This is a genomic window from Devosia sediminis, assembly GCF_016411825.1.
GTDB lineage: Bacteria > Pseudomonadota > Alphaproteobacteria > Rhizobiales > Devosiaceae > Devosia > Devosia sediminis.
This window is the reverse complement of the sequence record NZ_JAEKMH010000002.1, coordinates 863,334-878,039: the sequence shown is the minus strand read 5'-3', so window position 1 is coordinate 878,039 and position 14,706 is coordinate 863,334. Positions and strand designations below refer to the sequence as shown.

16 protein-coding genes are annotated in these 14,706 nt (G+C 65.0%); 7 read left to right on the top strand and 9 right to left on the bottom strand.

The genetic code is table 11. The features are described from left to right. Positions 1-21: 21 nt before the first annotated feature. The 5 genes from JEQ47_RS11500 (at position 22) to rsmA (ending at position 5,141) form a co-directional block, all read left to right on the top strand. Positions 22-1,089, top strand: coding sequence for an LptF/LptG family permease (locus JEQ47_RS11500; RefSeq protein WP_198876532.1), 1,068 nt, complete (start codon positions 22-24; stop codon positions 1,087-1,089). Then, complete coding sequence (locus JEQ47_RS11495; RefSeq protein ID WP_198876531.1) at positions 1,086-2,159, top strand: LptF/LptG family permease; 1,074 nt, start codon at positions 1,086-1,088, stop codon at positions 2,157-2,159. Before JEQ47_RS11500 ends, JEQ47_RS11495 begins: the two co-directional genes overlap by 4 nt. A 167-nt stretch (positions 2,160-2,326) precedes the next feature. Further along, positions 2,327-3,217, top strand: a complete 891-nt coding sequence (locus tag JEQ47_RS11490; protein ID WP_198876530.1) for a peptidylprolyl isomerase — start codon at positions 2,327-2,329, stop codon at positions 3,215-3,217. 83 nt (positions 3,218-3,300) lie between these two features. After that, positions 3,301-4,302, top strand: a complete 1,002-nt coding sequence (pdxA, locus tag JEQ47_RS11485; RefSeq protein ID WP_198876529.1) for a 4-hydroxythreonine-4-phosphate dehydrogenase PdxA — start codon at positions 3,301-3,303, stop codon at positions 4,300-4,302. Further along, the gene (gene rsmA, locus JEQ47_RS11480) at positions 4,299-5,141 is read left to right on the top strand and encodes a 16S rRNA (adenine(1518)-N(6)/adenine(1519)-N(6))-dimethyltransferase RsmA (RefSeq protein ID WP_198876528.1); all 843 of its coding nucleotides are present in this window, start codon (positions 4,299-4,301) and stop codon (positions 5,139-5,141) included. The genes pdxA and rsmA overlap by 4 nt, the downstream gene beginning before the upstream one ends. Before the next feature lie 111 nt (positions 5,142-5,252). Here the strand turns inward: rsmA and JEQ47_RS11475 are convergent, their stop codons facing one another. From JEQ47_RS11475 to JEQ47_RS11435, 9 genes are all read right to left on the bottom strand, one after another. Further along, positions 5,253-6,482 (bottom strand): MFS transporter, encoded by a 1,230-nt coding sequence (locus JEQ47_RS11475; RefSeq protein WP_198876527.1) that lies wholly within the window; start codon positions 6,480-6,482, stop codon positions 5,253-5,255. 218 nt (positions 6,483-6,700) lie between these two features. Next, positions 6,701-7,339, bottom strand: a complete 639-nt coding sequence (gene gmk, locus JEQ47_RS11470) for a guanylate kinase (protein WP_198876526.1) — start codon at positions 7,337-7,339, stop codon at positions 6,701-6,703. Between the two features lie 11 nt (positions 7,340-7,350). Beyond that, positions 7,351-8,238 carry a YicC/YloC family endoribonuclease gene (locus JEQ47_RS11465; protein ID WP_328768825.1) on the bottom strand — a complete coding sequence of 296 codons (888 nt, stop codon included), beginning with the start codon at positions 8,236-8,238 and terminating at the stop codon, positions 7,351-7,353. Between the two features lie 2 nt (positions 8,239-8,240). Beyond that, the gene (gene mltG / locus JEQ47_RS11460; RefSeq protein ID WP_198876525.1) at positions 8,241-9,359 is read right to left on the bottom strand and encodes an endolytic transglycosylase MltG; all 1,119 of its coding nucleotides are present in this window, start codon (positions 9,357-9,359) and stop codon (positions 8,241-8,243) included. A 216-nt stretch (positions 9,360-9,575) separates the two neighbouring features. Continuing rightward, positions 9,576-10,838, bottom strand: coding sequence for a beta-ketoacyl-ACP synthase II (gene fabF, locus JEQ47_RS11455; protein ID WP_198876870.1), 1,263 nt, complete (start codon positions 10,836-10,838; stop codon positions 9,576-9,578). Positions 10,839-10,868: 30 nt separating this feature from the next. Beyond that, the gene (locus JEQ47_RS11450; RefSeq protein WP_046103861.1) at positions 10,869-11,105 is read right to left on the bottom strand and encodes an acyl carrier protein; all 237 of its coding nucleotides are present in this window, start codon (positions 11,103-11,105) and stop codon (positions 10,869-10,871) included. 219 nt (positions 11,106-11,324) lie between these two features. Further along, a complete protein-coding gene (fabG, locus tag JEQ47_RS11445; RefSeq protein ID WP_198876524.1) occupies positions 11,325-12,062 on the bottom strand; it encodes a 3-oxoacyl-[acyl-carrier-protein] reductase in 738 nt (245 codons plus the stop codon). Between the two features lie 48 nt (positions 12,063-12,110). Beyond that, positions 12,111-13,061, bottom strand: a complete 951-nt coding sequence (gene fabD, locus JEQ47_RS11440) for an ACP S-malonyltransferase (RefSeq protein ID WP_198876523.1) — start codon at positions 13,059-13,061, stop codon at positions 12,111-12,113. Between the two features lie 135 nt (positions 13,062-13,196). Then, a complete protein-coding gene (locus tag JEQ47_RS11435; RefSeq protein WP_198876522.1) occupies positions 13,197-13,562 on the bottom strand; it encodes a hypothetical protein in 366 nt (121 codons plus the stop codon). A gap of 307 nt (positions 13,563-13,869) precedes the next feature. Here JEQ47_RS11435 and rpsF point away from each other — a divergent pair, with 307 nt between their 5' ends. Both rpsF and rpsR read left to right on the top strand, forming a co-directional pair. Then, the gene (gene rpsF / locus JEQ47_RS11430) at positions 13,870-14,274 is read left to right on the top strand and encodes a 30S ribosomal protein S6 (protein ID WP_198876521.1); all 405 of its coding nucleotides are present in this window, start codon (positions 13,870-13,872) and stop codon (positions 14,272-14,274) included. A gap of 17 nt (positions 14,275-14,291) precedes the next feature. Continuing rightward, on the top strand, positions 14,292-14,546 hold the full coding sequence (gene rpsR / locus JEQ47_RS11425; RefSeq protein ID WP_046103856.1) for a 30S ribosomal protein S18: 255 nt from the start codon (positions 14,292-14,294) through the stop codon (positions 14,544-14,546). The last annotated feature ends 160 nt before the right edge of the window (positions 14,547-14,706 follow it).

The following is a 14,706-nucleotide window of genomic DNA, read 5'->3' as shown; positions in this document are numbered from 1 at the left end:
CGGACTGGCCACCGACTTCGTATGAGACGACTGACCCGCTATCTGACACGGCTGTTTGCAACCGATGCCATGATCCTGTTCGGGATCGTGTGCTTCCTGCTTTGGCTGGTCAATTGCCTGCGCTCGTTCGACGTGGTCTCGGTGAAGGGCCAGGGATTTGGGACCCTCGCGGTGCAGGCGCTCTATTCCATGCCGCCGCTGGCGCTCTCATTCTTCTACATCTGCATCGGCATTGGCGTAGTGCGGGCGCTGACAGCACTCCAGACCAGCCACGAACTGCATATCATTCACACCAGCCACGGTCTGGCCGGCCTGTGGCGGGCGACGGCCGTCACCTGTGCCGGCGCCATCGCCATGGTGCTGGTGCTGGCCCATGTGCTGGAGCCGATGGCGAACCGCCAGCTCAACCAGCTCCAGGCCGAGGTGGCGGCGGACCTCGTCAGCTCGACGCTCAAGCCCAACCGCTTTACCCAGGTGACGCCGGGCGTGGTGCTGCTGATCGGCGGACGCGCCGATGGCGGGGAGATCACCAGCTTCTTTGCGGACGACCGGCGCGACCCGGAGACGCGGCGCACCTATATCGCCGAAAAAGCCTGGGTGCGCGGCGTGGGCGACGATTATGTGCTCGAACTCAGCAATGGCACGCTGCAATATCTCGAGATCGACGGACGCTATTCGGAAATCCGTTTCGCCCGCTATGACGTGAGCGTCGACAGCCTGGCCCAGGCCGCGCTCTATGTCGATGAAATGGCCCAGATGGACAGTTTCGCCCTGATCGCCCGCGGCATGTCCGTGGGCTGGGAGCCGGCCCTGGTGCAGCGCCTGTTCGACCGCACGGCCGAAGCGCTTCGCGTGGTGGGGCTGGTGCTGCTGGTGGTCGGGCTGGCGGGCTTTCCCAGCGGCAACCGCACGCGGATCAAGCTGCCGCTCGAGGCGCTGGTGCTGCTGGTCGCCTTCGGCGAACGCGGGCTATCCGCCTATAGCCCGCTGGGCAATGGGACCGGGGCCATCGCGCTCATCATCGTGGCCGTAGCCGTCCTCGCCGTGCGGATGTGGCCGCGCCAGCCAATAGCGGCGGTGGCGACATGATCAGCCGCATCGACAGAGTGGTGCTGGCGCGGCTTGCCAGCCGCATCGCCGCAACCGTCTTCATCTTCTATGGGCTGATCGCGCTGGTGGAATCGCTCGACACCTGGCGCTTCAACTATGTGGCCGAGCAGCGCGGCACGCATATGGCCATCCTCATGGTGGCGATGAGCGCGGTGCGCTGGACCATCAAGACGCTGCCGGTGACCGTGCTGATGGGGGCCATTCTCGGCCTTGTGGACCTCAAGATGCGCCACGAACTGACCGTCATCAAGTCGAGCGGCATTTCGATCTGGCGGGTGTTGCGTGCACCGGTGCTGGTGCTGGCGGTGACGAGCCTTGTCATTGCCCTCGGCGCCGAAACACTCAGCACCCAGATCAACCGCGATCTGGCGCCGACCCCGCCCGGGCAGGCGGCACAACTGACGCCGGCGGGCGAAATCTGGCTCGAACAGCGCGGCGAGGAGGCCCATTACGTGCTGATGGCCCGCAGCATGGACCAGGGTGGCTCGAGACTGGGCGGCGTCACCCTGTTCGACCTCCAGGCCACGGACGTGCCGCGGCTCGAGGCACCAGAAGCGGTGCTCGAGGACGGACACTGGACTTTCCCCACGGCGACGGCGCGCTCACCCGATGGCCCGGCACGATACCTGGTCAATGTGCGGGTGCCGACCATGTCGACCCCGGCGGAAATCAGCCTCAAGCTGGCCTCGACCGAGGACATGACCTTTTTCGAGCTGGCGCGCCTGTTGCAGCGTGGGGTGAGCGATCCGACCATCCGTGCGGCCACGGCGATGCGGCTGATCAAGCTGCTGGCGCTGCCGCTGGTGCTGACCGGATCGCTGATGATCGCCTTTGCCTTCACGGCGGGCTACAGCCGGCGGACACAGTTCGGCCCCGCCGTGCTCTACGGCATTACCTTGGGCTTCGTGGTCTTCATCATCACCGAAATGGCCGATCGCGCAGGCTCGACCGGGGTGCTCAACCCGGTCTTCGCGGCCGTAGGGCCTGCCGCCGTGGCCATCATCATCGGGGTGACGGTGTTGCTGCGGCGGGAGGACGGCTGGACCTGAGGGCGGTTTCGCTCGTGGCGCCCCCCACCCGGCCTCCCTCTCGAGCAGGGGGAGGAGAAGATTGAGTGATGAGCGCACTATTTCCGATTTTGGCCGCAATCATCGACCAATTGACAGCGTGGCCTCGACGCCCCATTGAAGGCGTAACTGAAGAAGCGGACCTCAGAATGACCCTTGCAGACCTTCGGCGCGCCTGTGGCGCCCTGTTCATCGGCCTGGCGCTGACCATAACCGCCGCTGCGCCTTCGCTGGCGGCCACCGTGGTGACCGTGAATGGCGAGCCGATCAGCGACATGCAGGTGGACCAGCGGTTGCGCCTGTTCCGCATGGAGGGCAACAATACCGGCCGCAACGGCGCGCTGGAGCAGTTGATCGACGAGGCCATCCAGCTCCAGGAAGCCAAACGCCTGGGGATTACCGTTTCCAACGCGCAGGTCGACGAAGCCTTCCTGCAGATCTCGCGCAATCTCAGCGTCAGCCGCGACCGCTTGCAGCAGATGCTGCAGCAGGGTGGCGTGAGCGGCACCACGCTGCAGGATCGCCTGCGCGCCGCCATCGCCTGGAACGCCGTGGTGCAGTCCGCCGTGGCACCGCAGGTGCAGATTTCCGAACTGGAGCTCGACCAGCAGGCCGCCGGCCAGATCGCCGACTTCCAGAATTTCGACTATATCCTCAAGGAAGTGGTGTTCGTGGGTGGCGGTGGCCGCTCGGGCCAGGCCAACCAGTATCGCTCGAGCTTTGCCGGCTGCGGTTCGGCCGTGGAACTATCGCTGGCCTATAACGACGTGGCCGTTGTCGATGTCGGCCGCCGCCATGCAACCCAGTTGCCCGATGCTCTGGCCAAGGAACTGGCCGGCCTCAATGTCGGCGGCATCACCAAGCCGCGCGCCACGGAGTCCGGGCTTTCCATGCTGGCCGTCTGCGAAAAGGTGCAGGCCGAGGACCTGACCTTCGTCAAGGGCGGGCTGCGCGACGATGCCGGTGGTGACGCCACCGCCACGGAAGCCGAGGCCTATCTGGCGCGCCTGCGCAGCCAGGCCAAGATCATCCGCGAATAAAGGCCTGCGGCGCCTGCCGCGGGTTTCAGCTAGAACGACCGGCGGCCGCAGCACCTGCGGCCGCTTTCGTATCGGGGGACACCATGCCAGCACCACTGGCCGTAACCATGGGCGAACCGGCCGGCATCGGACCGGACCTGCTGCTCGGGCTTTATGCGCAGCGGGAGGAGCGCGGCCTCTCTCCCTTCGTGGTGTTCGGCCATGCCGATTTCCTGCGCGCGCGCGCCGCGCGGCTGGGGCTCGACCTCCTTATCGAGGAGGCGACCCCCGCCTCCGCCGGCGCCGTTTTTGCGCGCGCCCTGCCGGTGGTGAGCCTTGCCGGGACAGTCGAGGACACACCCGGGCGGCCCGACGAACAGGCGGCACCTGTCGTGATCGGCGCCATTGCGCAAGCTGTCGAGGCGACGCTGGCGGGGCATTGCCGCGCCGTAGTGACGGCGCCGATCCACAAGGGTGCGCTCTATGCGGCGGGCTTCAGGCATCCGGGGCATACCGAATTCCTGGCAGACCTTTGCGCCCTCGATGGCGTCGTGCCGCTGCCGGTGATGATGCTGGCGCATGAGGACCTGCGCACCGTGCCATTGACCATCCATGTGCCGATCAGCGACGTGCCTCGTCTCGTCACCGGCGACTTGATCGTGGACACGCTGCGCGTGATGGCGCGGGACCTCGTGGGCCGGTTCGGTATCGCGTCGCCGCGCATTGCCGTGGCGGGGCTCAATCCGCACGCAGGCGAAGGCGGCTCCATCGGACGCGAGGACATGGACATCATCGCCCCGGCCATTGGCGCTGCCCGCGCCGAGGGGATTGATGCCGTTGGCCCCCTGCCCGGCGACACGCTGTTTTATCCGCCGCACTGGCGGCAGTATGATGCGGTGCTGGCCATGTATCATGACCAGGCGCTGATCCCGATCAAGACCGTGGCCTTCGATGCGGGCGTCAACGTCACGCTGGGCCTGCCCATCGTGCGCATCTCCCCCGACCACGGCACCGCCTTCGACCTGGCCGGGACCGGCCGGGCCTCCTCTTCGAGCTTCGCCGCGGCGCTCGCCATGGCAGACCAGATGACAGGGCGAAAGTCATGAGCCAGATCGACAATCTCCCGCCGCTGCGCGAGGTCATCGCCACCCATGGCCTTCGCGCCAAGAAGGAACTGGGGCAGAACTTCCTTTTCGACCTCAACCTCACTGCGCGCATTGCCCGGGTGGGCGGCTCGCTCGAGGGCGTGCGGGTGATCGAAGTCGGCCCCGGCCCAGGCGGGCTGACACGGGCGCTGCTGGCCGAAGGCGCGCGCGAGGTGATCGCCATCGAGCGCGATGCGCGGGCGCTGCCGGCGCTGGCCGAGGTGGCGGAAGCCTATCCCGGGCGCCTGACCGTGATCGGCGGCGACGCCATGGAGATGGACTATCGGCTGCTGGCCGATGGGCCGACGCGGATCGTCGCCAACCTCCCCTACAATATCGGTACGCAACTGCTGACGGGCTGGCTGACCATGGAGCCCTGGCCGCCCTTTTTCGAGAGCCTGACGCTGATGTTCCAGCGCGAAGTGGCCGAGCGGATCGTGGCCAGGCCGGGCGAAGATGCCTATGGGCGACTCGGCGTGCTGGCCGGGTGGCGCAGCGAGGCGCGGATTGCTTTCAATGTGGGGCGCCAGGCCTTCGTGCCGCCGCCGAACGTCACCTCGGCCGTAGTGCATATCGTGCCCAAGCCGGTGGAGGCAGACCTGCCGGTGAAACTGGTGGAACAGGTGACCAAGGCGGCCTTCGGGCAGCGGCGCAAGATGGTGCGACAGTCGCTGAAATCGCTGGGCGTACCGGTCGAGGGGCTGCTGGCGGCTGCGGGGCTCAAGGGCGACGAGCGGGCGGAGGATCTGCCGATCGAGGCGTTTCTGGCGATGGCTCGGGCACTGCCGGGGTTGAGGTAGCGTCGGATATCTCATGCTCATCGTCATTGCCCGGCTTGTCCGGGCAATCCACCTTGCGGACAAATGGACGACCCGGACAAGCCGGGTGGTGACGGTGTGAAAATATCGGGGCTATGAGACAGTCGGTGGCTGGGGCGGCATTTCAACCATAGGCAATGGCGTCACGAAAACCAGCCGGATCGCGACCAGCAGCGCCAGCAGAGCCGCGCCGCCACAGACGAGCATGACGCCGGGCCAGGCCCAGGCGGTCCAGGCGTAGCCGCCCAGAGTGCCGAGGATCGATGCGCCGAGATAATAGGCAACGAGGTAGATGGCAGAGGCCTGCGCCTTGCCCACGCGGGCGCGGCGAGTGACCCAGGCGCTGGCGACACCGTGGGCGGCAAAGAAGCCCATCGTGGCGATGGCGAGGCCGGCGATGATGACGACTGTGTCGTCGACAAGGGTTATGGCCATTCCCGTGCCCATCAGCGCAACGAGCGCCCAGAACACCTTTCGGCGGCCGAGGCGTTGCGACAGGCCGCCGGCCCAGGTCGAGGCGAGGCTGCCCAGAAGGTACACCAGGAAGATCGCCGCGATTGCCGAATGGCTGAGGGCGAAGGGCGGCAGGGCCAGGCGAAAACCGGCATAGTTGTAGAGCGTGATGAAGCTGCCCATGAGCAGGAATGCGCTGGCAAAGAGCCAGGGCAGCGCAGCATCGTCGAAGCTGGCGCGGCAGCGGCGCCAGAGCTCCACGACACCGATGGGATCGCGCACGAAGGCGCGGGGCCTGGGCAGCAGGACAGCCACCGAGATGGCAGCCAGCAGGATCAACGCGGCAAGGATGCCGGTGCCCAGCCGCCAGCCGAGAAAATCGGAGAGGACACCGGAAATGACGCGGCCGGCCATGCCGCCCAGGGCGGTGCCGCCGATATAGAGGCCCATGGAAAAGCCGAGGGCGTCGGGGTCCATCTCCTCGGACAGGTAGACCATGGCGACGGCGGGGATGCCGGCCAGGGTGAGGCCCATCAGCGTGCGCAGGGTGATGAGCTGCCACCAGACCTGCGTGAACGGCAAGAGCATGCCGAGCAAGGCCGTGATCAGCAGGGCGCCGACAATCAGCCGCCGGCGGCCGAGGCGGTCGGCCAGCATGCTGGCGGATATGAGCGCGAAGGCCATGGTGGCCGTGGTTGCCGAGAGGGCCAGCGACGCAGTGCCGGCATCGCGTACCCAGTATTGCGCGAACATGGGCAGCAGCGGCTGCACCGAATAGAGCGAGGCAAAGACCGAGAAGGCCGAGAGGAAGAAGGCGATATTGGCGCGGACAAAGGCCGGCGTGCCGCGGCTTATGGCGGGGGTAGTCATGCGCTGGACGTTTCCACTGGTGTTGCCCCCATCCGGATCGTCACCCTCGGGCCTGACCCGACGGGTCTATACTAGCGGCGACTTCGCCAAGTGAAACGCCCTCGGGTCAGGCCCGAGGGTGACGATCGAGTGGGTGACGCTGATCCGCCATTCGAGCGTAGCTCTCATGGCCTTCTCACCTCAAATCGCTCCACCGGAGCGATTTGCCTTCGGCCGGTTCAAAGTGAATCAATCTGGCTCTGCAAGTCTTTGACGAAGCTCGTCAAATTGACCTGCCGCTCGCGCTTGAGGCGGGCGGAGGCGAGGATGGCGCGAACGCGGGCGACGGATTCCTCAAGGTCGCGATTGACGATGACGTAATCGTATTCCTCGAAATGCTCCATCTCGATGCGGGCATTGCGCAAGCGCTTCTCGATGGTGCCGACGCTATCCTGCGCGCGGCGCTCGAGCCGGGCGCGCAGTTCCTTGATGGAGGGTGGCAAGATGAAGACGGTGACCATGTCGGCGCGGGCGCGCTCGTAGAGCTGCAGGGTGCCCTGGTAGTCGATGTCGAAGAGGATGTCGTTGCCCGCAGCAAGCTGTTCCTCGACCTGGGCGCGTGGCGTGCCGTAGTAGTTGCCATGCACTTCGGCGCTTTCCAGCAGCTCGCCATCGCGCTGCATCTTCTGGAAGGTGGCTACGTCGATGAAATAGTAGTGCTTGCCATGCACCTCGTCGGTGCGGCGGGCCCGGGTGGTGACCGAGACGGACAGCTTGATGTTGGGATCGGCGCCGAACAGCGAGCGTGAGATGGAGGATTTTCCGGCGCCCGAGGGCGAGGCAATCACCAGCATGACGCCGCGGCGCTGAAATTCCATCTTCGGGTCTCTTATTCGATGTTCTGGATCTGCTCGCGTAGTTGATCGATCACCGCCTTGAGGTCAAGACCGATGGCTGACAGCTCCACCGCGTTCGACTTGGAACAGAGCGTGTTGGCCTCGCGGTTGAACTCCTGGGCGAGGAAATCGAGGCGCCGCCCGGCCGGTCCGCCTTCGGCAATGAGCTTACGGGCGGCAGCGATGTGGGCTCGCAGGCGATCGAGCTCTTCCTGAATGTCGGCCTTGGTGGCGAGCAGCAGCGCTTCCTGCGCCAGGCGGTCGGGCGGGATGGCCAGGTCCTGAGAGAGCGCTGCCAATTGCTCGCGCAGACGGGTCTCGACGGCAGCGCGGGACCGGGACGGGTGGGCCTCGGCATCGGCAACCAGCCGGGCAATGGCATCCACCTGGGCCAGCAGGACCGCGGCGATCTGCGCACCCTCCTGCAGGCGCGCGGCCTGGAGGCGTTCCACGGCCTCTGCTGCACAATCCAGTACCAGCGCGGTGAGGACCTCCTCGTCGTGCTCCCCTGCCCCATCGCCGCTTTCCAGAACGCCTGGCAGCGCCAGGATCGCCTCGGGCCGGGAGATGGCCATGGGCTCCTGGGCGCGGAGCTGCTCGATGGCGGAGAGCACCGCCGAAAGCGCCTGCTGATTGACACGCACCGTGCCGGCAGCACCGCCCCTGTCGAGCGTGGCGACCAGATTGATGGAGCCCCGGCTCAGCGCCTTGGACAGCAATTGCCGCAGCGGAATTTCCACGGCGTCGAGGCCCGGGGCCAGACGCAGGCGCATGTCGAGGCCGCGGCCGTTGACGGACTTGAGTTCGATACGCACCCGCAGCGCGCCGGCCTGCCGCTCGGTGCGGGCAAAGCCGGTCATGCTGGAAAGGGTTGCTGCCACGCTCAGACGTCGCCTTCCGTGGCATCGGGCTCGGCATCGGCCTCTTCGGCTTCCAGCGCCTGACGGGCAGCCTCGGCCTCGCGTTCCTGCTGCGCCGCCTCTTCTATCTCGCGATAGCGGGCGACATTTTCCTGATGCTGGGCATAGGTTTCGGCAAAGACATGGCCCTCGCTGGGCGTCGCCCCCTTGGCCACGAAGTAGAGATATTCGTGGGCGTCGGGATTGGCGACGGCGCGGAGCGCGTCAATGCCCGGATTGGCGATGGGCGTCGGGGGCAGACCATCGATCTGATAGGTATTGTAGGGCGTCGCCTCGTCGATTTCCGAGCGGCGAATGCCGCGGTCTAGCGTCGACTGACCCTTGGTGATGCCATAGATGATGGTCGGATCGGACTGGAGGCGCATGGGCACCTGCAGGCGGTTGACGAAGACGGCGGCGATCTGCGGGCGCTCGCTGGCGACGCCGGTTTCCTTCTCGACGATCGAGGCCAGGATCAAGAGTTCAGCCGGTGACTGCAGCGGCAGATCGGGCTGACGGGTTTCCCAGACCTCGGCCAGCGCCTGGGTCATGGCCAGTTGCATCTTGTCGAGAACGGACTGACGGGTGTCTCCGGGCATGTAGTCGTAGCTGCCCGGCAGCAGCGAGCCTTCGGGGGGAAGCTGGTCGATGGAGCCGGTCAACTGGTCGTCGTCATTGATGCGATTGACGGCCTGCCACACGGTCCAGCCCTCGGGAATGGTCACTGCGTGGCGCAGCGGATTGCCCTGAGTCAGTTCCTTGAGGATCTCAGACATGCTCGAACCGGCGGCAATGTTGAAATCGCCCGCCTTGACGATGGCGCTTTCCTCCACCCGGCTGCCGAACTGGCTGAAAATGAAGGAGTTGGTGATAAAACCCTGCTCCTCGAGGCGTCCCGCCGTGGTCGAGAGCGTATTGCCCGATTCGACGCGGAACACGCGGTCCTCGGCCGTGGGACCGGTGCCGTAATATTGCGAGGCGATGTAGAACACGCCGCCTCCGACCACGACGAGGCCGATGACCAGCAGGGTCAAGAGGCCATTGAGAACGTCGATCAAGCCATTGCCCGAGCGGCGGCGGCGCCTGTTCCTGCGGTCGTTCATCGTTTCCCTGTCACTCGCGATTTGGCCGATTCCGGCCTTTGTCATTGTTCTTGCGCCAAACTGTGGCGGGGCGCGGGCATTGTTTGCAATGGCGGCGCGCAAAAACAAGGGGCACATCGCAGGCTATGCGATGTGCCCCCTAAAATTTGCATCAAAGGTCACTCGAGGCGCATCGCTCGGTGCGGAAAACCGGTTCCCACTTTTCCGCGCGATGTTCTAGCTGACCTTGCGCATCACCAGTGTCGCATTGGTGCCGCCGAAGCCGAAGCTGTTGGACAGCGCCACGTTGATTTCCTTCTTGAACGCCTTGTGCGGCACGAGGTTGATCTCGGTTTCAACGGAAGGATTGTCGAGGTTGAGCGTGGGCGGTGCGATATTGTCGCGCATGGCGAGCAAGCAGAAGATCGCTTCCACCGAACCGGCAGCGCCCAGGAGGTGACCGACGGCCGACTTGGTCGAACTCATCACCGCCTTTGGCGCGGCATCGCCGAGGACGCGGGTCACCGCGCCCAGTTCGATCTCGTCGCCGAGCGGCGTCGAGGTGCCATGGGCGTTGATGTAGTCGATGTCGGAGGCAGAGATGCCGGCGCGCTTGATCGCCGCACTCATGGCGCGGAAACCACCATCGCCATCGGGCGACGGGGCGGTGATGTGGTAGGCATCGCCCGAAAGGCCATAGCCGATCACTTCGCCATAGATCTTGGCGCCGCGAGCCTTGGCCCGCTCGTAATCTTCCAGCACGACAATGCCGGCGCCTTCACCCATGACGAAACCATCGCGGTCCTTGTCATAGGGGCGGGACGCCGCGGTCGGGTTATCGTTGAAGCCGGTCGACAGCGCGCGGGCGGCCGAGAAGCCGGCCAGCGACAGGCGATTGACGCAGCTTTCCGTGCCGCCGGCAACCATCACGTCGGCATCGCCCAGGGCGATGAGACGGGCAGCATCGCCGATGGCATGGGCGCCGGTCGAGCAGGCCGTGACCACGGAGTGGTTCGGGCCCTTGAGGCCAAAGCGGATGGAAACCTGGCCCGAAGCCAAGTTGATGAGGCGGCCTGGAATGAAGAAGGGGCTGATGCGACGCGGCCCCTTTTCATGCAGGGTGACAGACGCATCGTAGATGCCGCCGACGCCGCCAATGCCCGAGCCGATCAGGACGCCGGTGCGTTCCTGCTCTTCCTGGGTCTTGGGTTCGACGCCCGCATCCTGAATGGCCTGCGTGGCCGCAGCCATGGCATAGACGATGAAGGGATCAACCTTGCGCTGCTCCTTCACTTCCATCCATTCGTCGGGGTTGTACTTGCCTTCGGCATAGTCCCCGAGCGGAATACGATGAGCGATCTGGCAGGCAATATCGTCGATCTCGAAATCGTCGATACGCTTGGCGCCACTCTTGCCGGCAAGGATGTTGGACCAAGTGGTCTCAACACCACACCCCAGCGGCGTGACTAGTCCCAGTCCGGTTACGACGACTCGGCGCAATTCCATGGTCAAGCGGCCTAGCCCCCAGTCTTAGCTGGTGGCCTTGGTCAGGAAGGCGACCGCATCACCAAAGGTCTGGATCGACTCGGCGGCGTCGTCGGGGATCTCGACCGAGAACTCTTCCTCGAAAGCCATCACCAGCTCGACCTGATCCAGGGAGTCAGCACCCAGATCGTCGATGAAGCTGGCCTTTTCGGTGACCTTCTCGGCATCCACATTGAGGTGTTCCACAACGATCTTGCGGACCCGATCAGCGACATCGCTCATATTTGACTTCCCTTTTTAGAAATCGAAGTTTCGTTTCGCTTCTTATTGGCGCAGAGCCAAATCATCAAGCGCAGTGTTTGTTTGCCCGGGCAATGTAAGCGGCCATTTGGACGCTCGCAAGGCGGCCCGGGAAGGGTAAACGCGGCGCGAGGTAACACGTTTCCTCCCGCTTCGCCAAGGCGTTTTGCCCGGCTTCCAAGGCTTTTGGCCTTGAACCGACTAGATCATGGCCATGCCGCCATTCACGTTGAGCGTATGTCCGGTGATGTAGGCAGCGGCGTCGCTGGCGAGGAATACCGCGCAGCCAGCAACTTCCTGCGCGGTGCCGAGCCGGCCGGCAGGAACGGTGGAAAGAATCTGTTCGCGCTGCTTGTCGTTGAGTTCGTCGGTCATGGCCGAGGAAATAAAGCCCGGCGCGATCGAGTTGACGGTGATGTTGCGGCTGGCCACTTCATAGGCCAGGGCCTTGTTCATGCCGATGAGCCCAGCTTTCGAGGCGGCATAGTTGCCCTGCCCCGGATTGCCCATGACGCCTACGACCGAGGAAATGCCGATGATACGGCCCCAGCGGGCCTTCATCATGCCGCGCAGCACGGCACGGTTGAGGTGGAACGCGGCGGTGAGATTGACGGCGAGCACCTCGTCCCACTCTTCATCCTTCATGCGCATGAAGAGGTTGTCGCGGGTCATGCCGGCATTGTTGACGAGGATGTCAACGCCGCCCATGGCGGCTTCGGCCGCAGGAACGAGCTTGTCGACCTCATCGAGCTTGGAAAGATTGGCGGGAAGGATCGGGCAGTCCTTGCCGATTTCCTTCTGCGTGTCCTCCAGGGCGCCGACGCGAGTACCCGAGAGCGCCACCGTGGCGCCGGCGGCCGCCAGGGCCTTGGCGATCTCGCGGCCAATGCCACCGCTGGCGCCGGTCACCAGGGCGCGTTTGCCAGTCAGATCAAACATTTAAGTCTCCTCCGAGGAGAAAGCGATTCAACCGCTTCAAGCTTTGAGTCAGGCGCCGAGCTGGGCAATGAAGGCATCGATATCGGCAGGCGTACCAACCGCCTGGGCCGAAGCATCGGGAGCAATGCGCTTGGCGAGGCCGGTCAGCACCTTGCCCGAGCCGAACTCGACGAGAGTGGTAACCCCGCCCGTGGTGGTCAGCCAGGTGACGCTTTCGGTCCAGCGGACGACGCCGGTCACCTGCTCGACGAGGCGCTGGCGAATCTCCGCGGGATCGGAAATCGGGGCTGCCAGGACATTGGCGACCAGCGGCACGACGGGTGCATTCATCGTAACTTCGGCAAGCGCGGCGGCCATGGCGTCGGCGGCAGGCTGCATCATGGAACAGTGGAAGGGTGCGCTGACGGGCAGCAGCAGGGCACGCTTGGCGCCCTTGGCCTTGGCGATCTCGACCGCGCGCTCGACAGCGGGGGTAGCGCCGGACACGACCACCTGGCCGGGGGCATTGTCATTGGCGACATCGCAGACATCGCCCTGCGCGGCTTCGGCGGCGACGGCCTGGGCCGTCTCGACATCAAGGCCGAGCAGCGCGGCCATGGCGCCATGACCGACCGGTACGGCCTTCTGCATGGCCTGGCCGCGGGTGCGCAGGAGACGCGCCGCATCGGTGAGACTGAACGTGCCGGCGGCGCAGAGGGCCGAATATTCGCCCAGCGAATGACCGGCGACGAACTTTGCGTGGTCCTTGAGCGAAACACCCTTGGCTTCAAGGACGCGGATCACCGCGACCGAGACGGCCATCAGCGCGGGCTGGGCGTTTTCGGTGAGGCGCAGGATATCTTCCGGACCCTCGAACATGGTCGCCGAAAGGCGCTCGCCCAGGGCTTCGTCGACTTCCTGAAAGACGGCGCGCGCCTCGGGATAGGCGGCGGCAAGATCCTTGCCCATGCCGACGGCCTGGCTGCCCTGGCCCGGGAAGGTGAATGCAGTAGCGGACATGACGCGATCCCCTCTTGATGCAGACGGACAACCCGCAACCGAGCGGTCCAGTTGCGCCGGGTTTGAGCGGGAGTGTGTGGCGGAGTCAAGGCGCGGGCGCCGCTCCGCCTGGCCGGAGGCCGGGTTTCCCAGAGCTTATTGAACGCCCAGGGCCTCGCGGGCACGACGCTCGGCTTCGTCGCCGGCTTGCGCGATTTCGGCATCGGTGCGCCCGAGCGCCCGCGCAGTCTCCTCGGCGGCGGTGCGCGTGGCGGCAATGGCCTGGATCTTGGCTTCCTTCGACATTTCGCCGGCCTGCTGGCGCAGGTCCTCCATGGCCTGTCCGGGATTGGCGAGGGCATCGGCAGCGCCGGACATGGATTCGGGTACCTGGATCTCGATGGTCGAGGAACCGTCGGGATTGGTTTCGACGCTGACGGAATCATCAGGTGCGTCGCCGCAGGCGGCGAGCACGAAGACAGGCAGCAGGGCCAGGGGATAAAGCACGGACTTGATGGTCATTGGTCTTCCTCTCATCAGCTCGGAAGCCATGTGGTGAGCAGTTGAGGCGAAGATGTGGCGGAGCGTGGAGCTTGCCTTCCCCTGCCCTTTCCCCTATAGACCCGCCAGCAATTCGTTTGGCCGGGGGCTGAACGGAGGGTTTTTCCATTGAAGCAGGGCCTCTCGCCTTCCTTTCCGGAAAAATAGGACTTCAAAGTCCGGCCTCCCGTGTTCCCGCTCTTTGCAAGACTGCTTTGACGCCTTTCCGGCTTCGAAGGGGCTCCGCGCCAGGCATTGCTGAGTACAACTCGAAAGGAAGGCGCACTCAATGGCCCTTTACGAACACATCTACCTCGCTCGCCAGGACGTTTCCCAGCAGCAGGTCGAAGAGCTCACCGCAAACCTGACCGAAGTTCTCGGCCAGGGCGGCGGCAAGGTTACCAAGAACGAATACTGGGGCCTCAAGGGCCTCTCCTACCGCATCCGCAAGAACCGCAAGGCTCATTACACCCTGCTCAACATCGACGCTTCCCCGGCCGCTATCGCCGAAATGGAACGCCAGATGCGCATCAATGAAGACATCCTGCGCTTCATGACAGTGCGCGTTGACGAGCTGGAAGAAGGCCCGTCGGCGATGATGCAGAAGCGCGATCGCGATGACCGCGATGGTGGCGGCCGTCCCGGCGGCGACCGTGGTGGCTTCTCCGGCGAACGCCGTCCGCGCCGCTTCTAAGATAAGGAACAGGATCCATGGCTATTAAAGACCTTACCACTTCCCAGGCCCGCCGCCCGTTCCAGCGTCGTCGCAAGACCTGCCCGTTCTCGGGCGAGGGCGCACCGAAGATCGACTTCAAGGACGTGCGCCTGCTGAGCCGCTACGTCTCCGAGCGCGGCAAGATCGTGCCGAGCCGCATCACCGCCGTTTCGGCCAAGAAGCAGCGTGAACTGGCCCGTGCCATCAAGCGTGCCCGCTTCATCGGCCTGATGCCCTACGCGGTTCAGTAAGCGTAACGCTTCCTGATTGCCGTCATTGCCCGGCTTGACCGGGCAATCCAGCAGCGCGGAAGCATGGACCACCCGGTCAAGCCGGGTGGTGACGATGGTGGTGGCATCCAGTCTTGCCGACACCGAAGCTGGGGTCGCGAATGGTTCGCGGCTCCTAACC